The 18,916-nt window shown below is 69.4% G+C and carries 19 protein-coding genes; 14 read left to right on the plus strand and 5 right to left on the minus strand.

Annotation, left to right across the window (positions count from 1 at the left end):
• Nucleotides 1-105: 105 nt before the first annotated feature.
• The gene (locus ABZ345_RS44470) at nucleotides 106-1,023 is read left to right on the plus strand and encodes an LLM class flavin-dependent oxidoreductase (RefSeq protein ID WP_359861314.1); all 918 of its coding nucleotides are present in this window, start codon (nucleotides 106-108) and stop codon (nucleotides 1,021-1,023) included.
• Here the strand turns inward: ABZ345_RS44470 and ABZ345_RS44475 are convergent.
• Nucleotides 986-1,849 (minus strand): hypothetical protein, encoded by an 864-nt coding sequence (locus tag ABZ345_RS44475; RefSeq protein ID WP_359861316.1) that lies wholly within the window; start codon nucleotides 1,847-1,849, stop codon nucleotides 986-988. The two genes, ABZ345_RS44470 and ABZ345_RS44475, sit on opposite strands and share 38 nt — an antisense overlap.
• A gap of 96 nt (nucleotides 1,850-1,945) precedes the next feature.
• On the opposite strand from ABZ345_RS44475, the gene ABZ345_RS44480 reads away from it, so the two are divergent.
• From ABZ345_RS44480 to ABZ345_RS44535, 12 genes are all read left to right on the plus strand, one after another.
• Nucleotides 1,946-2,629: a response regulator transcription factor gene (locus ABZ345_RS44480; protein WP_359861397.1), complete on the plus strand. Its 684-nt coding sequence runs from the start codon at nucleotides 1,946-1,948 to the stop codon at nucleotides 2,627-2,629.
• Nucleotides 2,622-4,313: a HAMP domain-containing sensor histidine kinase gene (locus ABZ345_RS44485; RefSeq protein ID WP_359861318.1), complete on the plus strand. Its 1,692-nt coding sequence runs from the start codon at nucleotides 2,622-2,624 to the stop codon at nucleotides 4,311-4,313. Before ABZ345_RS44480 ends, ABZ345_RS44485 begins: the two co-directional genes overlap by 8 nt.
• Before the next feature lie 40 nt (nucleotides 4,314-4,353).
• Complete coding sequence (locus ABZ345_RS44490; protein WP_359861320.1) at nucleotides 4,354-4,881, plus strand: hypothetical protein; 528 nt, start codon at nucleotides 4,354-4,356, stop codon at nucleotides 4,879-4,881.
• Nucleotides 4,878-5,903, plus strand: coding sequence for a peptidoglycan-binding protein (locus tag ABZ345_RS44495; protein ID WP_359861322.1), 1,026 nt, complete (start codon nucleotides 4,878-4,880; stop codon nucleotides 5,901-5,903). The genes ABZ345_RS44490 and ABZ345_RS44495 overlap by 4 nt, the downstream gene beginning before the upstream one ends.
• Nucleotides 5,900-6,574 carry an ABC transporter ATP-binding protein gene (locus ABZ345_RS44500; RefSeq protein ID WP_359861324.1) on the plus strand — a complete coding sequence of 225 codons (675 nt, stop codon included), beginning with the start codon at nucleotides 5,900-5,902 and terminating at the stop codon, nucleotides 6,572-6,574. The genes ABZ345_RS44495 and ABZ345_RS44500 overlap by 4 nt, the downstream gene beginning before the upstream one ends.
• Nucleotides 6,571-7,749, plus strand: coding sequence for an ABC transporter permease (locus ABZ345_RS44505; protein ID WP_359861326.1), 1,179 nt, complete (start codon nucleotides 6,571-6,573; stop codon nucleotides 7,747-7,749). The genes ABZ345_RS44500 and ABZ345_RS44505 overlap by 4 nt, the downstream gene beginning before the upstream one ends.
• Before the next feature lie 74 nt (nucleotides 7,750-7,823).
• Entirely contained in the window at nucleotides 7,824-8,195 is a 372-nt protein-coding gene (locus ABZ345_RS44510; protein ID WP_359861328.1) for a YciI family protein, read from the plus strand.
• Nucleotides 8,192-9,385, plus strand: a complete 1,194-nt coding sequence (locus ABZ345_RS44515; protein ID WP_359861330.1) for a sigma-70 family RNA polymerase sigma factor — start codon at nucleotides 8,192-8,194, stop codon at nucleotides 9,383-9,385. The genes ABZ345_RS44510 and ABZ345_RS44515 overlap by 4 nt, the downstream gene beginning before the upstream one ends.
• Complete coding sequence (locus ABZ345_RS44520; RefSeq protein WP_359861332.1) at nucleotides 9,385-10,164, plus strand: hypothetical protein; 780 nt, start codon at nucleotides 9,385-9,387, stop codon at nucleotides 10,162-10,164. The genes ABZ345_RS44515 and ABZ345_RS44520 overlap by 1 nt, the downstream gene beginning before the upstream one ends.
• Nucleotides 10,165-10,229: 65 nt before the next feature.
• Nucleotides 10,230-10,565: a VOC family protein gene (locus ABZ345_RS44525; RefSeq protein ID WP_359861334.1), complete on the plus strand. Its 336-nt coding sequence runs from the start codon at nucleotides 10,230-10,232 to the stop codon at nucleotides 10,563-10,565.
• A 92-nt stretch (nucleotides 10,566-10,657) separates the two neighbouring features.
• On the plus strand, nucleotides 10,658-11,323 hold the full coding sequence (locus ABZ345_RS44530; protein WP_359861336.1) for a DUF4328 domain-containing protein: 666 nt from the start codon (nucleotides 10,658-10,660) through the stop codon (nucleotides 11,321-11,323).
• Nucleotides 11,324-11,348: 25 nt separating this feature from the next.
• Nucleotides 11,349-11,762 (plus strand): MarR family transcriptional regulator, encoded by a 414-nt coding sequence (locus ABZ345_RS44535; protein WP_359861338.1) that lies wholly within the window; start codon nucleotides 11,349-11,351, stop codon nucleotides 11,760-11,762.
• A gap of 20 nt (nucleotides 11,763-11,782) precedes the next feature.
• On the opposite strand, the gene ABZ345_RS44540 is transcribed toward ABZ345_RS44535, so the two are convergent.
• A complete protein-coding gene (locus ABZ345_RS44540; RefSeq protein ID WP_359861340.1) occupies nucleotides 11,783-12,721 on the minus strand; it encodes an NmrA/HSCARG family protein in 939 nt (312 codons plus the stop codon).
• A 77-nt stretch (nucleotides 12,722-12,798) separates the two neighbouring features.
• Entirely contained in the window at nucleotides 12,799-13,884 is a 1,086-nt protein-coding gene (locus tag ABZ345_RS44545) for a helix-turn-helix domain-containing protein (RefSeq protein ID WP_359861342.1), read from the minus strand.
• Between the two features lie 99 nt (nucleotides 13,885-13,983).
• Between ABZ345_RS44545 and ABZ345_RS44550 the strand changes: the two genes are divergently transcribed.
• Nucleotides 13,984-15,201 (plus strand): MFS transporter, encoded by a 1,218-nt coding sequence (locus ABZ345_RS44550; protein ID WP_359861344.1) that lies wholly within the window; start codon nucleotides 13,984-13,986, stop codon nucleotides 15,199-15,201.
• 37 nt (nucleotides 15,202-15,238) lie between these two features.
• Here ABZ345_RS44550 and ABZ345_RS44555 read toward each other — a convergent pair whose 3' ends face one another.
• Together ABZ345_RS44555 and ABZ345_RS44560 are read right to left on the minus strand one after the other, a co-directional pair.
• Nucleotides 15,239-17,572, minus strand: coding sequence for a LuxR C-terminal-related transcriptional regulator (locus tag ABZ345_RS44555; protein WP_359861346.1), 2,334 nt, complete (start codon nucleotides 17,570-17,572; stop codon nucleotides 15,239-15,241).
• A 30-nt stretch (nucleotides 17,573-17,602) separates the two neighbouring features.
• A complete protein-coding gene (locus ABZ345_RS44560) occupies nucleotides 17,603-18,895 on the minus strand; it encodes an MFS transporter (protein WP_359861348.1) in 1,293 nt (430 codons plus the stop codon).
• Nucleotides 18,896-18,916: the final 21 nt, after the last annotated feature.

The following is an 18,916-nucleotide window of genomic DNA, read 5'->3' on the forward strand; positions in this document are numbered from 1 at the left end:
ACACCGGCACCCACTCCGGCCGCTCCGCACTGATCACCTGATCCACACCAAGATCATTCGATCACGCCGAGACAGCGTTACGGGACAACCTTTAGTGTGGCGGGCATGGGGATTCGACTGTCGGTGCTGGACACGTCGCCGATCGTCCAGGGCTCGACACCCCGTGAGGCGCTGCGCAACACGGCCGATCTCGCGGAGCTGGCGGAAGAGCTGGGGTTTCACCGGTACTGGGTGCCGGAGCACCACGGCATGCGCGGGGTCGCCAGCTCCGCTCCGGCCGTGCTCGTCGGGCACCTGGCCACGCTCACATCGCGCCTGCGCGTCGGTTCCGGCGGCGTGCTGCTGCCGAACCACCCGCCACTCGTGGTGGCCGAGCAGTTCGGCACGCTCGCGGCGCTGCACCCCGGCCGCATCGACCTCGGCGTCGGACGTGCACCCGGTGGTGCGCCGCACGTGGTCTCCACCCTGCGCCGCACGGACCGGCCGTACCGAGAGCAACTGGAGGAGCTGCAGGCGTTGCTCGACCCGGCGGACACCGTCGCGGTGCCGGTGCAGGGCGGCAACGTACCGGAGCTGTGGCTGCTCGGCTCTTCGCCCGGCACGGCCGAACTGGCGGCGGAGCTGGGTGTCCCGTTCGCGTTCGCGCGGCATCTCAGCCCGGACGAGACGTGCAGGGCGGACCTGGTCAGCGTCTCGGTGATCGCCGCCGAGGACGACGCGCGGGCCGAGTGGCTGGCCGGGCCGATCCGGGCGAAGGTGCGCAGCCGCCGGGAGGGCAACCGGATCCTGTTGCCCAGCCCCGAGGACGCGCACCCCGGCCCCGACGACGGCCGCGTGCTGGTCGGCGGGCCGGAGACGATCACACGCAGGCTCCGGGCGGTGCTCGACGAAATGGGCACCGAGGAGCTGATGATCACCTCGCCGATCTACCACCACGCGGACCGCCGCCGCAGCTACGAGCTGATCGCCGCCATCGCGGACGACCTCAGCTCGTCTGCGCCTTCTGGAACAGCGGAGCCGTGATCTTCCAGCTGAACTGAGGCCCGCCCAGGTGCCTGACGTCGTTCACCCGGAAGCTCTGGGTGTTCACGCCCACGACGGCGTTTCCGCTGATCCTCGGGCCGCCGCTGGAACCGCCGCCCATGTCGCACGGCACGCCCCACAGGTTCTCGCCGTCAGGGTGGAGGACGGGCGCGCCCCAGCACTGCGCGAGCCGCTGACCCGTGAACTCCGGCCTGCCCTGATGCCCAGGTTGACCGGCGGCACGCGGGTACCCGTACTCGTGCGCCGGACGATCACCCGGCCGGCTGAAGGCGATGTTCTCGCTCGCGTGCGACGGCTTGTCCAGCACCAGGAACGCCTGGTCGTACTCGGACTGCTGGTCGTCGGTGATCCACATCTGGTTCACCACCGCCCTGCGCACCACGAACTCGCCGAACGGCCGCGCGCCGTCCCGGAATCCCGGCACGAACAGCAGCTTGGAGTGCCACCGGGGGTCCTGGCCGATGAGGTTCGCCGTGTGGACGCAATGCCCGCCGGTGACGGCTGTGCGCCTGTTAGCGCTCACCACCAGGGTTGCGGTGCAGCTCGAGTCCGCGCCGTCGCGGTCGACGAAGAACAACCGCCCGATGGTCCTGCTGGCAGGTCCGGGCGCGCCGTCAGGTCCGTCCACGGGCGGAACACCAGGTGTGGACGGTCCGGTCGGCATCGCCGCGATCCGCTCGGGCGTCCAGTAGGCCGCGACGCCGTCGGTGCTGAGATCGTGCACAACCACGTCGGTGTCCGGAGAAGCCGCCGCCACGGCCGGCACTCCGAGCAGCAGCAGGGCAACCACGCTGAGTATTCGCATGCCGCGACCGTGGCAGCCAGTTGTGAGGATCTTGTGCGGAAGGCGTCCTCACACCGTGCGGCGGCCACGTGAATGACTATGTTGCGACGCATGGGCATGTGCGTGCTGGTGGCCGAGGACAACGTGATGCAGGCCGACATGCTCGGGCGATACCTGCGCCAGGAGGGCTACCAGGTGCGGATCGTCCACGACGGCGGGGCCGCGCTCGACGAGGTCCGCCGCAACCCGCCCGACCTGCTGATCCTCGACGTCATGATGCCCAGGGTGGACGGTCTCGACGTCGTGCGGGTGCTGCGCAACGAGTCCGACATCCCGGTCCTCATGCTCACCGCGAAGTCCACTGAGGACGATCTGCTGCACGGCCTCGATCTGGGCGCCGACGACTACGTTACCAAGCCCTACAGCCCGCGTGAGCTGATGGCGCGCGTGCGGACGTTGTTGAGGCGCGTCCACCGCACGAGCGCCAACTCCGGCATCGCGCTCGGCGACCTGGCGATCGACCCCGACCGGCACGAGGTGAGCGTGCGCGGCGAGCACGTCGAGTGCACCGCGTCGGAGTTCCGGATCCTGCACACGATGGCGGCGAGCCCCGGCCGGGTGTTCAGCCGCGGGCAGCTGCTCAGCGCCGTGCACGGGCTCGACGGCTACATCACCGAACGCACGATCGACGCGCACGTGATGAACCTGCGCAAGAAGATCGAGGTCCAGCCGCGCAAGCCCGCGTATCTGCTGACCGTGCACGGCGTCGGCTACAAGCTGGTGGACGGGTCCGGTGCATAGCGTCCTGGCGCGGCTGCTGGCCGCGTCCGTGCTCGTCGCGATCTGCTCGATCACCGCCACGGCCTGGCTGGCCGCGCAGAGCACGTCCACGTCGATCAAGCAGGAGCTCGGCGCCGCGCTGGCCGGTGACGCGGCCACCTACCGCACGCTGATCACGTTCGCCGTCGAGCACCGCGGCTGGGACGGCGTGACGCTGCCGCCCGGCAACCGCCGCCTGATCCTCACCACGCCCGACCGCAAGGTCATCGCCGACACCGGCACGAACCTCGACCCGGGCCAGCTGCCCGCCGTGCCGTCCGCGGTGATCAACCCGTTGGAGCTGGACCTGGCTCAGGCCCAGGACGCGCCACCAGACCGGATCGACGCGCGGATCACCGGCCCGTTCGGGCTGACCGACCGGGAGAAGGGCAGTCTCGCGGAGGACTGGCAGCTCTACACGCTGCGCTGCGTCGGACCGGCCGCCGTCGAGGAGATGAAGACGACGTCCTGGGGCCGCCCGATCGTGAACGTGGACAGAACTGCGCCCCAGCCCGCGACGGAGGCCTGCATCGAGGCGGAGCAACGGCTCAGCACGCTCACATTGGGCGAGTCAGCGGCGTTCAACGACCTCAACCTCCGCGTCAACGACTGCCTGCGCCAGCGAGGCCTGCCCGACGAGCAGATCAAGCTCAACGGGTCGTGGCAACCCTTCGCCTCCAACGCCGAGTGCCTGGCCAGCGCACGCCGCGCCCAACTGCAGCCTTATGTGGCACCAGCGGCACTGTTGTTCGTCACCGACGCCGCCGGCAAGACCACGCAGGCGACGGTGGTGAAGTTCGACGTGGGCAGGATCGTGCTGGTCGCGGCGATCGTGCTGGTGCTGACCGTCAGCGTGAGCGTGGTCGTGGCATTGCGGATGACCAGGCCGTTGCGCACGCTCACAGCCGCCGCCGAACGCATGCAGCACGGCGCCGACGCCCAGGTCGACATCTCCTCCCGCAGCGAGATCGGCCAGCTCGCCCGCGCGTTCAACGACATGGTGGCGCACCGGGCCCGCACCGACGCCCAGCGCAAGGCCATGACCAGCGACATCTCCCACGAGCTGCGCAACCCGCTGGGCACGATCCGCAGCTGGCTGGAGGGTGCGCGCGACGGCGTGGTCGAACTGGACCGCACGACGCTGACCGCGCTGCTCGACGAGGCGCTGGTGTTGCAGCACCTCATCGACGACCTCCAGGACCTCGCACTGGCCGACGCGGGCGAGCTCCGGCTGCACCCCTCGCAGGTCGACCTGCGCGACCTGTTCGACCAGCTCGTCACCGCGCATCCAGGCCTGGTGGCCGAGGGTGGCGGTGTGGTGGACGCGGATCCCGTGCGGCTGCGGCAGATCCTCACCAACCTCGTCACGAACGCCCTGCGCTACACGCCTTCCGGTGACACGGTTCGCCTGTGGACGGACGGTCGGAGGATCACCGTGAGCGACACGGGTTCCGGCATCTCGGCCGAAGATCTGCCGCACGTGTTCGACAGGTTCTGGCGCGCGGACCGCTCCCGCACCCGCGACACCGGCGGCAGCGGGCTCGGACTGGCGATCGTGCACGCCCTGGTGAGCGCTCACAACGGCACGATCGCGGTGGACAGCGAGGTCGGGCGCGGCACCACGTTCACGATCACGCTGCCGAGCCAGAAGAATCCAGCACGCTGAGCGCACATCTTCCTCACAACCGCTGGGCAGCATCGCCGCCATGAATCCCAGGTTGTTGATCGGCGCCGCCGTGCTGCTGCTCTCCGCGTGCAGCCAGGCCGCTCCCCCACCGTCGAACGTCGCCTCGCTCGAGACCTCGGGCGCGGTCGCCACGTCGTCGTCCGCCGCCGCGCCGTCGGACGGTGAACAGCCGCGTCTGCGCATGGACATGACCGAGGAGGAGAAGAGGCGGTACTACGACGCGCACACCGCGTGCCTCGCCGAGAAGGACCCGAACGCGACGGGCACCGGATCGGCTCCGGCCGGCCGCCGGCAGTACAGCGACGAGGCGTGGAAGGCGTGCGCGAAGAAGTGGCCGCTGCCGCCGTGGGAGATGGACTCGAGCAACCCGACGTTCAAGGACAACTGGCACAAGAACGTCCAATGCATCAACAGCCGCGGCATGAAGGTCATCGAGACCGAGCCCGGCAGCTGGACCTACAACGGCGAGCAGACGCTGCCGGAGGAAGAGCGCCGCAAGATCGAGAAGGAGTGCGAGCAGGAGGTTTTCGGCGGAGGACGCAAGTGAAGCGCTGGCTCATCGCCGGAGTTGTCGCTCTGGCCCTGGCAGGCGGCGCGGTAGCGCTCACCTGGACTCGTGAGGCGCCGGCCCAGCCCTCCCCGCCGCCGGCACCCAGGACCGTCGCCGTGGTGAAGACCGACCTGACCGACATCCGCGAGTTCAAGGCCACCTTGGGCTTCGGCGCCTCCCAGCAGGTGACGGGCCGCCGCCCGGGAACCTTGACGTCGCTGCCCGCGCCGGGTGCCGCCGTCGACCGCGGCGAGGCTCTGTACAAAGTGGACAACAGGCCGGTGTGGCTGTTCTTCGGCGACACCCCGTTGTGGCGCAAGCTCGACACCGCCGATCTGAAAGGCCCGGACGTGAAGATCGTGAAGGACAACCTCGCCGCGCTCGGCTACCAGCTCGGCGGCGTCGCGGACGAGTGGACGCCCGCCACGATCGACGCCGTGAAGCGCTGGCAGAAGGCCGAGAAGGTCGAGCAGAGCGGCGTGATCGAACCGGGCGATGTCGTGGTGCTGTCCGGAAAAGTGCGTCTCGAGTCGGTGACCGCGAAGCTCTCCGCGTCCGGCGAGGGCCCGCTCATGACCGTGACCGCCACCGGCAAAGCGGTCGCCGCCTCGGTCGCCGCACGCCAGGCCGAAGTGTTCAAAAAGGACGTGAAGGTGACCGTCGTGCTGCCCAACGGGACCGAAACCGCTGGAACCGTGCGGTCCGTCAGCACCGAGGCCAAAGCCGAGAAGAACGGCAACGGCGAGGAAACCCCAGTGATCGCCGTCGACATCGGGCTGGACACCGAGGTCGGATCGTTCGACTCCGGCCCGGTCCGCGTCCGCCTCACCAGCACCGCCCGACAAGGAGTCCTGGCCGTTCCGGTCACCGCTCTGCTGGCGTTGCGCGAGGGCGGTTACGCGGTCCAGTCGGCGTCCGGTCAGCTCGTGGCCGTGAAGACCGGCCTGTTCGCCGGAGGCCTGGTCGAGATCAGCGGTGGTGGCGTCGCCGAGGGCATGCAGGTGGTGACGACGTCATGACGCCGGTCCTCGAAGTTCTGGACGCCGTCAAGGAGTACACGGGCGGCGTCCGCGCCCTCGACGGCGTCTCGCTGACGCTGCACGCGGGCGAGGCCGTGGCGATCGTGGGCCCGTCCGGCTCGGGCAAGTCGACGCTGCTGAACCTCCTCGGCACGCTCGACCGCCCGTCCACCGGCACGGTGATGCTGGACGGCCACGACATCTCGAAGCTGACCGACCGGCAACTGTCTGCGTTGCGCGGCAGGCGCATCGGTTTCGTGTTCCAGCAGTTCCACCTGGCAGACGGCCTGACCGCACTGGACAACGTCGCCACCGGCCTGCTCTACGCGGGAACGCCTCGCAAGTGGCGTGCCGCGATGGCCGCGGAAGCGTTGGAGCGAGTGGGTTTGGGGCATCGCTTGAAGCATCGGCCGCACGAGCTCTCGGGCGGTGAACGGCAACGGGTGGCGATCGCACGTGCCGTGGTGAACCGTCCCGCGTTGATGCTGGCCGACGAACCGACCGGCGCCCTGGACACGGCAACCGGCCGGGCGGTGCTGGACCTGTTGCTGGACCTGAACCGGGAGGGAACGACCCTCGCGGTGATCACGCACGACCGGGAGGTGGCGGCGAGGCTGCCGCGCCAGGTGGAGATCAGGGACGGCCGCATCCAGGCAGAGGTGACGGTGTGAATCCGACTCGCCTGAGTCCTCTCGATCTTCTCCTCCTCGGCCTCTCCCCTCTGCGCACCCGCCCTCTGCGAGCCGTCCTCTCCGCCCTCGGCATCTCCATCGGCATCGCCACCCTCGTCATCGTCACCGGTATCCCCGCCTCCAGCCGAGCCGCGCTCATGGAGGAGTTCAACGCCCTGGGCACCAACCTGCTCAGGGCAGAGGCCGCGACCGGCACCGGCAACGAAGCCGCGTCCCTGCCACCGGACTCGATCGCGATGGTCGACCGCATAGGCCCCACCGACCAGGTCAGCGCCGTCGCCAACACCCACGCCGTGGTCCGCCGCTCCGACCGCATCCCGGACTCGGAGACGTCCGGCCTGACCGTGCTGGCGACCAAGCTCAACCTCCTCGACACCCTCAACGGCCGGGTCCACACCGGCACGTTCCTCAACCAGGCCACCGAGAAGTTCCCCACCGTCGTCCTCGGCCACATCGCCGCGACCCGCCTGGGCATCACGAACCCCGACTCCCAGGTGCGCGTCAACGACACGTGGTTCACCGTGATCGGCATCCTCGACCCGCTCCCGCTCGCCCCGGAGATCGAACGGTCCGCGCTCATCGGCTGGAACGCCGCCGAGAACCTCGGCTTCGACGAGCGCCCGACCGTTCTCTACCTCCGGGCAGACGAGCCGGCGATCGACGACGTCAGAGCGGTCCTGCCCCCGACCATCTACCCGCAGAACCCGTCTCAGGTCAGGGTCAGCCGCCCTTCCGACGCCCTCACGGCCAAGCGCCTCACCGAGAACACCTTCTCCGCCCTCATGCTCGGCCTCGCGGGAGTGGCGCTGCTCGTCGGCGGCATCGGAGTCGCGAACACGATGGTGATCTCCGTACTGGAACGCAAACGCGAGATCGGCCTGCGACGAGCTCTCGGCGCCCACCGCGGCCAGATCCGCACCCAGTTCCTCACCGAGTCGGTGGTGCTGTGCCTGCTCGGCGGCATCGCGGGCGTGACCCTGGGCCTGATCGGCACCGCCGGGTACGCCGCCGCACACGCCTGGCCTGCGGTGATCCCCCTCGAAATGATCGGGGCGGGACTCCTGGCGGCAGTCCTCACCGGCGTCACGGCGGGCGTCTACCCGGCGGTCAGGGCGTCCAGGCTCACCCCCACGGAGGCGCTCGCCGCGCCGTGAGAAACACGTCGTGCTCGAATGTCGAGATCCAGAGGGTTCGTTCGTCCTCAGGCCAGGACGACTGGAGGACATCGATGCACTACATGTTCTTGATCTACAACTGCGAGAACCGGCCCGCGCCTGGCGACCCGCGGTTCGAGGAGATCCTGAGCAGGGTCAACGCGTTCGCGGACGAGTGCCGCAACCGGGGTGTGTTCGTGGCCGGCGACCCGCTCAAACCCGTCAGCACCGCCACGTCCGTGCGGGTCAAAGAGGGCGAGGCGGTGCTGACGGACGGGCCGTTCGCCGAGACCCACGAGCACCTGGGCGGGTACTACCTGCTCAACTGCCGTGACCTCGACGAGGCGCTCGAGCTGGCGGAGATGGTGCCGCAGGCGCAGTTCGGGGCGACGATCGAGGTGCGCCCGGTCGACCACATCCCCGGCCTGAACCACGGGGTGGCATGAGCGACCTCGCGTCGGCCGCGGTCGAACGGGTGTACAGCGAGCACCGGACCCGGATGCTCGCGGCGCTCGTGCGGGCACTCGGCGACTTCGAGCTGGCCGAGGACGCGCTGCAGGAGGCGTGCTCGCAGGCGTTGCGGAAATGGCCGCGGTCACAGGTGCCGGACGACCCGTTCGCCTGGCTGCTCACGGTCGCCCGCAACCACGCGCTCGACCGGCTCCGGCACGCCCAGATGGCCCGCACGAAGCTGCCGGCACCACCGCAGCCCGCCACGATGAGCGAGAAACAGCTCGTCGACCTCGGCGACGAACGGCTCAGCCTGATCTTCACCTGCTGCCACCCCGCGCTCAACGAAGAAGCGAGGCTGGCGCTGACACTTCAAGCGGTGGCAGGGTTCACGGCCGCACAGATCGCGCGGACGTTCCTCGTCGCCGAACCCGCGCTCGCCCAGCGCCTGGTCCGGGCCAAGCGCAAGATCCGCGACGCCGGCATCACCTTCGAGGTGCCCGCCGACCACCTGTTGCCCGAACGCCTGCAGGGCGTGCTCGCGGTGCTCTACCTGATCTTCACCCAGGGCTACACCACCGCGAACGCCGACCTGCGCCACGAAGCTCTGCGACTCGGCAAGCTGGTCGCCGCCCTGATGCCCGACGAACCGGAAGCGCACGGGCTCGTGGCGTTGATGCTGCTGCACGACTCCCGCAGCGCCGCCCGCATGACATCGGAAGGCGACGTGGTGCTGCTCGACGACCAGGACCGCACGCTCTGGGACGTCGAGGAGATCGCCGAGGGCATGACGCTGCTCGACCGCGCGCTGCGGTTCGGCACGGCCGGCCCCTACGTGCTGCACGCCGTGATCGCCGCCCTGCACGTGCAGGACCCGGTCGACTGGACGCGCGTCACCGCCCTCTACGCCGAACTTCTCGCGGTGGCGCCGACCCCGGTGATCGAGCTCAACCACGCGGTCGCCGTCGCGATGGCCGACGGCCCCGAGGCGGGGCTCAAGCTGATCGACGCGATCATCGGGTTGAACGAGTACCACCTGCTGCACTCCGCCCGCGCCGACCTGCTGCGCCGCCTGGACCGCCGCGACGAGGCCGTTGTCGCGTACCGGCTCGCGCACGAGCTGGCGGTCAGCCCGGCCGACCGGAGGTTCCTCGCCGGGCGTCTGCGCTCCCTGGAGGACTCCTGATGCGACTCACCGTGCTCGACCGCGGCCACCGCCTGCCCGCCCGGATGTTCTTCGGCTTCACCGAGCTGGTCTCCCGCGTCCCGATGTCGGACGTGCCCAAGACCCTGTTGTACCGCCCCGATTTCTTCGGCGCGGTGTTCCTCGACCTGAGCGCGAAGGCGATGCGCGGGCCGTCGTTCTGGACGGCGGGCGAACGCGAGTACATGGCGAAGACCACCGCCGAACGCCTGCGGTGCCCGTACTGCGCCGTCACGCACGCCGAGCTCGTCCAGATAGCAGGCGATCCGTCACCACTGCGACCGGAACTCGTCGCCGCGCTGGCGTTCCTGGACGACCTGAGGCCACCGGACCTCCAGCGCGACGCCGCGGTGGACGCGTTGAAGGTCAGCCTGATCTGGCAGGTCGTGAACCGGCTCGCCAACGCGTTCGGCTTCCGGCTGCTGCCGGGCCAGCTGGAGTCCGGAACCCGTTCGCTGCACAGGTTCGGCTACCGCTTCCCGGGCTTCCTCACCGGAAAGGGCACGGGCGATCTCCGCCACGCCGTGCTGGAAGCCCCGGCCCACACGCCGCCGGAACTGCGCCAGGCCGCCGCTGCCGGTGACGCGTGGGGCTCTTACGCCGCAACAGTTCGCACGGCCTCGTACCGCATTGCCGACGATGACATCACCCGCCTCAAGCAGCACCACACCGAGGACGAGATCTTCGAGGTGACCGTCGCCGCCGCCGTTGGCGCCGCACTCGAGCACTACGACACCGGCCTGAAAATTCTCGGAGGCTGATGTCGAGTTCCGCGACGCTCGCTCGTCCTTCGCTCACAGGCACGACAACCGAAGGAGCGATCGAGATGTCCGGACAGGTCAACTGGTTCGAGCTGCCCGCCGACGACACGGCGCGGGCTCGGGCGTTCTTCGCCGGCGTGTTCGGCTGGGAGACGAGCCCGATGGGCGAGGACTACCACTTCATCACCAACGGCGCGCGGGGCGCGATCGCCGCCAAGGACGCGCAGCTCACCCAGCCGCGCATCTACTTCCACACCACCGACATCGACTCGTCCGTGCGCAAGGTCGCCGAGCTCGGCGGCAAGAGCGACGACGTCCAGGCCGTGCCCGACGTCGGCCGCATCGCCCACTGCTGGGACGACCAGGGCACGCCGTTCAGCCTGTACGAGCCGAAGGCCTGAGCGCCTGAGTGGCCCGTCACACGGCGGGCCACTCAACAATTCCCCCACCGGCCGCGTCTAGCTGTCGCAACCTGGATCGACTGGGGGAAAACATGGAGAAGTTCAGACCGGTGCGCAGCCTCGGCATCGCGGCTTCCGTCCTCGCCGGGCTCACCGCCCTCGGCAACGTGGGCGAGGCCGCGGCCGACTGGTTCAACTACACCGCCATCCGCGGCTACCGCGACGGCACCGCCACCGCGAGCGATCTCGACACCGCAGATAAGGTCAACGTCGTGGTCGGCACGCCGGCGTTCCTGTTGACACTAGCGGCGGGCGTCGTATTCGTCGTGTGGTTGTACAACGCGCGCGTCAACGCCGAACGCCTGACACCCGCTGCCGAACACCGTCGCAGCAGGACGTGGGTGTGGCTGGGCTGGTTCGTTCCGTTCGTGAACCTCTGGTACCCCAAGCAGGTCGTCGACGACGTCTGGCGGGCCAGCGACCCGCAGCAGCAGGGCGTGCCGCTGCAGCAACGGGTGCAGCACAAGCTGGTCACGCAGTGGTGGATCGCGTTCGTCCTGATGTGGATCATGGACCGCGCATACCTGCATTCCTACCGCAACGGCATGCTGACGACCGACTCGTTCCTCACCACGGCGATCTTCTCCACCCTGTCCGCGATCGCGGGTGTCGTGGCCGCCGTCCTGGTCGTGCAGGTGGTGAAGCGCATCTCCGATTTCCAGAGCTCACCGCTGCCCGTTCAGTCCTCTTCGGACTGACACCCGACGGGCTACCATGCTCGGCATGTCGGACGTCGGCGTGCTCTCCGCGCACCTGCTCACGGGCTTCCAGAAGGAGCTCTTCACCCGCCTCGCCGAGGCAGGCCACGAGCACCTGCGCCCGCGCCACGGCGCGATCATGGCCTACATCGCCGCCGAGGGCACCCGCGCGAGCGAGCTGTCCGAACGCTCCGGCCAGCACAAGCAGGTCGTCGGAACCCTGATCGACGAGCTGGAACGGCTCGGCTACGTCACCCGGCAGCCCGACCCCGCCGACCGGCGGGCGAAACTGGTCGTGCCCACGGAACTGGGCCGCGACCAGATGGTCCAGGCCAAGCGGATCATCTCCGACATCGAGGCCAGGTTCGCCCGCCAGGTCGGCGCCGAGCGGTTCGCCGCGTTCAAGGAAGTGTTCGCGGAGATCACCACCCAGCCGTGATCACCACCCGACCGTGATCACTATCCGACTGCGATCTCCTCGCGGTGCGCGGCGAGGAAGTCCTTGAGCGTCAACCAGGTCGGCACGATCTCGCGGGTCAGCGCCGTGTCCCGGCGGCTCAGGATGTGCTCGGGGAACTCCGCGTAGTACTGGAACATGTTGCCGAGCTCCACCGCGGCCGGGAACCCGAGCGCGCGGAAGTCGTTGTGCGACAAGGGCTCGTACTTGACGGTCTCGCCGAGCACCTCGCTGAACGCCCGCGCCACCTCGTCGCCGGTCAGGTGCTCGGCACCGAGCCCGATCGTGTGCCCGATGGTCTCCGACGGCCGCTTGAACACACTGGTGACGGCCTTGCCGATGTCCTCACCGGCGATCCCGGAGATCTTGCTGTCCCCCATCGGCAACGACAGCCGCAGCACGCCGTCCTCGCCACGGCGCGGCGCCAGGTCACGCAGCATGTTGTTCCAGTAGAACGACATCCGCACGTACGTAGTCGGCAACCCGGCCTGCTCGAACAGAGCGTCCGCCTCGCCGCCCTTCACGTCGAAGTGCGGCACCTTGTACTTCTCGTCCAGCGTCGGCATCCGGTCGTCGTCCAGCGAGATCACCTCGCGAGTGTCCTCCAGCGTCGACCACACCACGTGCCGCAGCCCCATGGCGGCCTCGACGAGGTTGCCGACCTCCTCCATCTCCTTGGCCGCCGACAGGTGCGTGAAGAACGGCGTGACCAGGTAGGCCCCGTACGCGCCGTCGAACGCCCTGCGCAGGCTGTCCACGTCGTACAGGTCCGCCGCCACGACCTCGGCCCCCAGCTCCGCGAGCTCCTTCGCGCCCGCCGAGTCGACCGAGCGGGTGAGCGCGCGCACCGCGAACTCCCCGTCGGCCAGCAACGCCCGCGCCACCGCTCCGCCCTGCACGCCGGTAGCGCCCACCACAGCCACGATCTTCTTCTCGGTCATGCCACCACCATATAGTCACCAACTAGTGACTATCAAGCTGAGTGACCAATCGCCAACGTCCAGCGCTACGATCATGGCTACCGCAGTACGGCCGTCAGCAGGTCGGATCCCAGCGCCGTCAGATCGGGCAGGTTGACGGTGTAACGGACGTAGCGGCCCTGTCGCTGTGCAGTGAGCAGGCCCGCTCGGCGCAGGACGGCGAGGTGGCGGGAGACTTCCGGGGGCGAGAGTTCCCAGGCGTGGGCCAGTTCCCCGGTGGTGTGCGGGCCTCGGGCGAGGGTGCGCAGCAGCCGTAGCCGTACCGGGTGTGCGAGCGCCTCCAGCCGTGCCGTGACCGTTTCCAGCGATACCGGCTCCGACGGCCCCGGCTCGGCGACGGGGTACTGCACGACCGGCTGCCACCCCGGCGCGTGGACCGCCACCAGGTGCGGGCGGCCGAAGACGCTCGGGAGGAAGGTGACTCCGGTGCTGTGCGCGGTGGTCGCATTGTCCTGCAGCTTGTCCACGATGATGCAGGTGCCGTCCGGCGTCAGGGTGACGGCGCTGGAGATCGACGCCAGTGCTGCCTCGATGCCTTGGCGCTTCAGCAGGTTGTTCTTCAGGCGCAGGTCGGTGGCGAGGTGCGCGGCGACGCTCGTCCAGGCGGCGTCGAAGAAGGCTTCGGCGCACTGCTCGAGCGTGTGACGCACGCGCGCCCGCACGGCCGCGGGGTCTGCGAGCAGCCGTTCCGCGAAGGCCTCCTGGAGTCCGCCGCGGGCCTGGGCGAGGTCCAGGGCCCGCTCGCGTGCGGTGGCGTCGGCGAGCGGGGACGGCGCGGCGAAGTGCACGCGGTTGCTGCCGCAGGTGGTGATGAGCGCGGCGGTCACGTAGGTCTCGTCGTCGATCTGGTCCACGTCGTCCAGCTCCTCGGCGAGGGTCGGCCGGGGACGGGCGGGGACGAGGAAGTCCGCTCGTGAGGAACGCCAGAGGAACTCCGCCTCCCTGAGCCGCTCGGCGAGCTCCGGCGCCAGCCCGGCCCAGACGTCCGCCGCCCAGCCGGCGAGCTGCGGGTGATGGGCGGGTTCGGCCAGGACGTGCAGCATCGCGGTCAGCTCCGCCAGCGGGGAGACGGCGAACCGCAGTCGCCCGGCCGGTAGGCCGCTGATGTCGATCCTCAACGTCATCCGCTCATTCTCGCTGGTCGGATGGCTGGCGGCCGCGTCGGTTGACGGTGTTCGTCAACCAATGCGGTCTGCCCCGCTGGCCCACGCATCGTTGACGCCATGGCAACCAAGATCCAGCCGCGCGCCCTCGTCCGGGCTTCCGGAGGCCCCCGCTATGCCGTCGCGCTGGCGGTGGACGCGCTCGGCACCGGTCTGTTGCGACCGTTTCTGCTGCTGTACGGGGTGATGGTGCTGCAGCTCTCCGCGTCGGCCACCGGCATCGCCATGACGGCCGGGATCGTCGCGGGTCTGGTGTGCATGCCCGCGGTCGGCCGTTGGCTGGACCTGGGCGCGCGCAGCACGGTCGTCGCGGCGTCGATGCTGGTGCGGGTTCTGGGTGTCGCGCTGCTGCTCGTCACACCTGCGGGCCAGGTCTGGTCGTTCGCGGCGGCAGCGCTGTTCCTCGGCATCGGCAACCAGGCCTGGCCGGCCGCCCACGCTGCTCTCGTGGCCACGGTCGCACACGGGCGGGAACGCGACGCTGCTCTCGCGGGAGGCCGTGCCCTGCGCAACGCCGGCCTTGGTGTGGGTGCGCTGCTCGCCACCGCGTGCCTGGCAGGCGGCACCACCGCGTTGCAGGCGCTGGCAGCCGTCACCGGGCTCGCCTACCTCGCCGCGGCAGCATTGGCGTGGTCAGTCCACCTCCGCGCACGTCCGACAGCCACCGCGGCCAGGATCGACGGGCCCGCACCTCGGATGCGCACGCTGCTCGCCGCCAACGTGGTCTACGTCTTCTGCCTCAACGTCCCCGAGATCGCGCTGCCTCTGGTCCTGGTGACCCAGCTCCACGCGTCCCCTGTGTGGTCGGCGGCCATCTTCGTGGCGAACACGGTGCTGGTGGTCACCCTGCAGGTACCGGTCACCGTCCTGCTGTCCCGCTTCTCCCGGCGAACCGCACTCGCCCTCGGCGGCGTGGTGCTCGCCGCGTCCTACCTCGGCTTCCTCGCGGCCACCTCGCTGGGACACGGCTGGGCCGTCCCGGTCATCGCCGCGGTGTCGGTGATCGGTACCCTCGGCGAGATCATCTACGCGGGCAGCTCCACCGCGCTCGTCACCGCCCGCGCGCCGGCTCACGTCCTGGGACGCGCTCTCGCCCGCTTCCAGCTCTCCACAGGCTTCGGCCTCGCGGTCTCCCCGGCGGTCATCACCGCTCTCGCCTCCTACGGCCCGGCCGCCCTGTGGGGCAGCCTCAGCGCGGCGACGCTCCTCTCCGCCTCCGCCGTGGCCACTGAGAAGGACCAGGACCGGCTCTCCGACCAGTCTTGGCCGAACGACTGACGGTCTTGCCACCTTCCTCTGACCGCCGACGGGTGAGCTATCGATCGTGGAACCAGCGGACGATCTGCGTGCGCGAGTTGCACCCGAGTTTCTGCATGATCCGCTCGATGTGCCCCTCCGCCGTGCGCTGGCTGATCACGAGCTGGGCCGCGATCTGCCTGTTCGACATGCCCTGGGCGACGAGCTCGGCGATCTGACTTTCACGCCGGGTCAACCTCACGTCCGGCGTGATCGTGTCCGGGTCTGGTGACGGTTCGACGTATTCGCCGAGCGCGTAGGAGATCACGTCGTCGATCGCGAAGTCAGAGCCGCGCCGGACGGCGGCTGCGAAAGCGGCGTCACCGAGCGCTTGGCGGGTTCGGTCCACCCACTCCCGGTGCGGTTCGGCCAGGACGGTCCAATGGCGCACCGACGAGAGCACCTGCCACCGGTTGCGTGCCGCCCCGATGAGCGTGGCGGCCCGTTCGTAGTCACCCGCGGCTGCCGTGATCTCGGTCAGCAGATCGAGGGAGAACATCAACGTCATCGCGTCCGGCAGGCTGCGCCCCAGTTTCAGGGCTTCATGGGCGTGCGCAGAGGCCGATTCCAGTTTCCCCAGGGCGAACTCGACCCGTGCCAGGTTGTTCAGTCCGTGTGCCAGCAGGTACCGGTCGCCTCGCGGGCGGCAGATCGCCAGAACCTGCTGGTCCTGCTGGACGGCGGCGGCGAAGTCGCCTTGAAGGTAGCTGTTCATCGCGAGACCGATCCGGGCGTGCGCGACGCTGGCACCCTGCTCGCCGAGTGCCTCGAACCGCGCGAGCGCGTCGGTCAACAGCGCGTTGGCCAGTTCGTGGTCACCGCGGAACATCGCAACGGCACCGAGTCGTTTGACGGCACGGGCCTGGGTCAGTTCGTCGCCGAGCTCACGAGCAAGATCACGCGCTGCTTCGAGCTGCGCGTCGGCCGTGTCCAGATCACCTTGCACGAATGCCAGATGACCGTCGATCCACTGCGCTACTGCGCGGTCCCTGGTGCGTTCGGCGTTGGCTTCGAGTGCCCGCCGCAGCCAGGTGCGCCCTTCCGACACCAAGCCGAAAACCAGCCAGTAGAACCACAGAGTGCCGGCCAGGTGCAACGCTCGCTCTCGGCCGTCCGGGACGCTCAGACAGAAGTCGAACGCGACCCGGAGGTTGCCGTGCTCGGCCCACAACCACTGGCACCACCTGTCCTGGTCCGGCCCGAACCAGTCGCGCTCGGCCTCGTCGGCGCGGCTCGTGTACCAGTCGGCGTGGCGGCGCCGCAGGGATGCCGCCTCACCGCGACGGCCCAGTTCCTCCTGGCCGTACTGGCGGATGGTCTCCAGCATCCGGTAGCGCGCGAAGGCTCCCCGGTTGTCGAAGGTCAAGATCGACTTGTGCACCAGACCGGTGACCAGGTCGAGGATGCCGGCTTCGGGCAGCGTGTCGTCAGCGCAGATGCCTTCGACCGCGGCGAGCTGGAAGCCTCCGTCGAACACCGAAAGCCGCGCCCACAACGATCGCTCGGACGGAGAACACAGATCGAAGGACCAGCCCACGCAGGCCCGAAGCGTCTGTTGCCTGTGTGGTGCGGCGCGCTCGCTGCTGCTGAGCAGTGCGAACCGGTCGCCGAGCCGATCCACGATCTGCAGTGGCGTCAGCACGCGGATGCGCGCGGCGGCCAGTTCGATGGCCAGTGGCAGCCCGTCGAGCTGCCGGCAGATGTCGGCCACCGCGGCACGGTTCTGTTCGGTGAGCTGGAAACCCGTCTCGGCGACCTCGGCCCGCGTGACGAACAGAGCCACCGATTCGTTGCGGCTGAGCTCTTTCAGGTCAGGGGAGGTCTGCGACTCAGGGGTGGGCAACGGCGGGACGGCGTAGGTCAGCTCGCCGGCGATGCCGAGAAGTTCCCTGCTGGTGGCCAGGATCCGCTGTTCGGGACACGTTCGGAGCAAGGTGTCGACCAAGGTGGCACAGGCCGGTATCAACTGCTCGCAGTTGTCCAGGACGAGCAGCATGTGCCGGGCGGCCAGCTGGTCCGCGAGCAGCCGCAGCGGTGGCAGAGCCGACTGCATCGGCAGCCCCAGCGCGGCACCCACCAGGCATGCCAGGACATCCGGGTCGTGAGCCTCGGTGGCGGGCTGGTCCGTCCCGTTGCGGTGAGGCAGATCGACGAACCACACACCGTGCGGAAACGCTCGACGCAGCTCCGTCGCGACCCGCTGCGCCAACCGGGTCTTGCCGGTCCCGCCGACCCCCGTCAACGTCACCAACCGGCCCTGGGTCAACAGCCGTTTGACGTCTCCCACCTCGCGCCGCCGGCCGACGAAGCTGGTCAGCTCGGCGGGCAGCTTGCCGATTTTGACCCGGTCCACGGCTGGAACTTACCTCCTGCGGCAGCGACCTCAGGTCGGCTCTTCCTGCCGCGCCGGCAGCCCGAGAACCACCGCCAGCAACGCGCCGGCCGTCACGACCAGAACGTAGATCGCGGGTGACAGCGGGCTTCCGGTGGCCGCGATCAGCGACGCCGACACGTACGGGGCAGTGCTGCCGATCAGCGCCACGGCGAGGTTGCTGGCCAGAGCAGTCCCCGTGAAGCGAATGGGCACAGGGAACAGGACCATGCTCAGGACCGCACCGAGCATCCCGCTGGCCCCCAGGAACACGGCCAGGAGACTCTGCCCCGCCACGGCTCCGGCGAACGTGCCCGACCGCACGATCAACAGGAACGCGGGCACCGCCGCGATCGCGGTGCCCACGAGGACACCGATCGCGACCCGGCGCACCGGATACCGGTCGACGAGGTATCCACCGAGCAGCGTGGACAGTCCCAGAACCAGGACCGACAGGCCGTTGGCCGCGAACGCGTCGGCAGGCGACAACCGCCCGGCACGGATGAGATAGCTGGGCAGGAAACCGACCAGCATGTAACCGCCGAGAGACGCAGCCGCCGTCCAGACGGTGACCACGAGCAGCCGACGCTTCGCGACGCGCAACGCCCGCAGGATCGGTGCTCTCTCGCGCCTGGGCTTGTCCCCCAGCGCAACGAATGCAGGGCTCTCCAGCACGCGGGTGCGCATGTACAGCCCGACGAGCCCGATCAGCGACGCGATGACGAACGCCAGCCGCCACCCCCACGCGGCCAACTGCTCCGGCGACAGCACCCTGGCCAGAACGAACCCCACAGCCGCCGCGGTGAAGGCTCCCAGGTTGCCCGCCACGTTCACGATCGCCACCGCACGGCCCCGGCGATCGCTCGGAGCGTGTTCCAGCACCAGGACGTTCGCTCCGGTGAGCTCGCCGCTCGCGGACAAACCCTGCAGCACCCGGCACACCAGCAGCAGGGCCGGAGCCAGAATTCCGACCGACGCGTACGTCGGCAACAGACCGAAAGCCATCGTGCTGCCGCTCATCAGCAGCACCGATCCGACCAGTGCCGTCCGCCTCCCGAACCGGTCCCCGACGTGCCCGAACAGAATCGCGCCGAGCGGACGGACGATGGAGCCGAGAGCCAGGATCGCGAACGTGGACAACAACGCCGCGGTCGCGTCCTGGCGAGGAAAGAACTGCTCGGCCAGGATGCTGGCGAAGTAGCCGTAGACGAGAAGGTCGTAGACCTCGACGAAGGTTCCGATGGTGGCGGCGCCCACGACCCGTCGATAACCACGCCGATCGAGGCCGGCGGGTGAATACGACACGGCGTGCTCCTCCCCGAGATC

It is taken from the genome of Lentzea sp. NPDC005914 (assembly GCF_040629405.1).
Taxonomy (GTDB): Bacteria; Actinomycetota; Actinomycetes; order Mycobacteriales; family Pseudonocardiaceae; genus Lentzea.

Coding starts and splice junctions, on each gene's coding strand:
- ABZ345_RS44470 (WP_359861314.1), top strand. CDS start 106: ATGGGGATTCGACTGTCGGTGCTGGACACGTCGCCGATCGTCCAGGGC.
- ABZ345_RS44475 (WP_359861316.1), bottom strand. CDS start 1,849: ATGCGAATACTCAGCGTGGTTGCCCTGCTGCTGCTCGGAGTGCCGGCC.
- ABZ345_RS44480 (WP_359861397.1), top strand. CDS start 1,946: ATGTGCGTGCTGGTGGCCGAGGACAACGTGATGCAGGCCGACATGCTC.
- ABZ345_RS44490 (WP_359861320.1), top strand. CDS start 4,354: ATGAATCCCAGGTTGTTGATCGGCGCCGCCGTGCTGCTGCTCTCCGCG.
- ABZ345_RS44500 (WP_359861324.1), top strand. CDS start 5,900: ATGACGCCGGTCCTCGAAGTTCTGGACGCCGTCAAGGAGTACACGGGC.
- ABZ345_RS44510 (WP_359861328.1), top strand. CDS start 7,824: ATGCACTACATGTTCTTGATCTACAACTGCGAGAACCGGCCCGCGCCT.
- ABZ345_RS44515 (WP_359861330.1), top strand. CDS start 8,192: ATGAGCGACCTCGCGTCGGCCGCGGTCGAACGGGTGTACAGCGAGCAC.
- ABZ345_RS44520 (WP_359861332.1), top strand. CDS start 9,385: ATGCGACTCACCGTGCTCGACCGCGGCCACCGCCTGCCCGCCCGGATG.
- ABZ345_RS44525 (WP_359861334.1), top strand. CDS start 10,230: ATGTCCGGACAGGTCAACTGGTTCGAGCTGCCCGCCGACGACACGGCG.
- ABZ345_RS44530 (WP_359861336.1), top strand. CDS start 10,658: ATGGAGAAGTTCAGACCGGTGCGCAGCCTCGGCATCGCGGCTTCCGTC.
- ABZ345_RS44535 (WP_359861338.1), top strand. CDS start 11,349: ATGTCGGACGTCGGCGTGCTCTCCGCGCACCTGCTCACGGGCTTCCAG.
- ABZ345_RS44540 (WP_359861340.1), bottom strand. CDS start 12,721: ATGACCGAGAAGAAGATCGTGGCTGTGGTGGGCGCTACCGGCGTGCAG.
- ABZ345_RS44545 (WP_359861342.1), bottom strand. CDS start 13,884: ATGACGTTGAGGATCGACATCAGCGGCCTACCGGCCGGGCGACTGCGG.
- ABZ345_RS44550 (WP_359861344.1), top strand. CDS start 13,984: ATGGCAACCAAGATCCAGCCGCGCGCCCTCGTCCGGGCTTCCGGAGGC.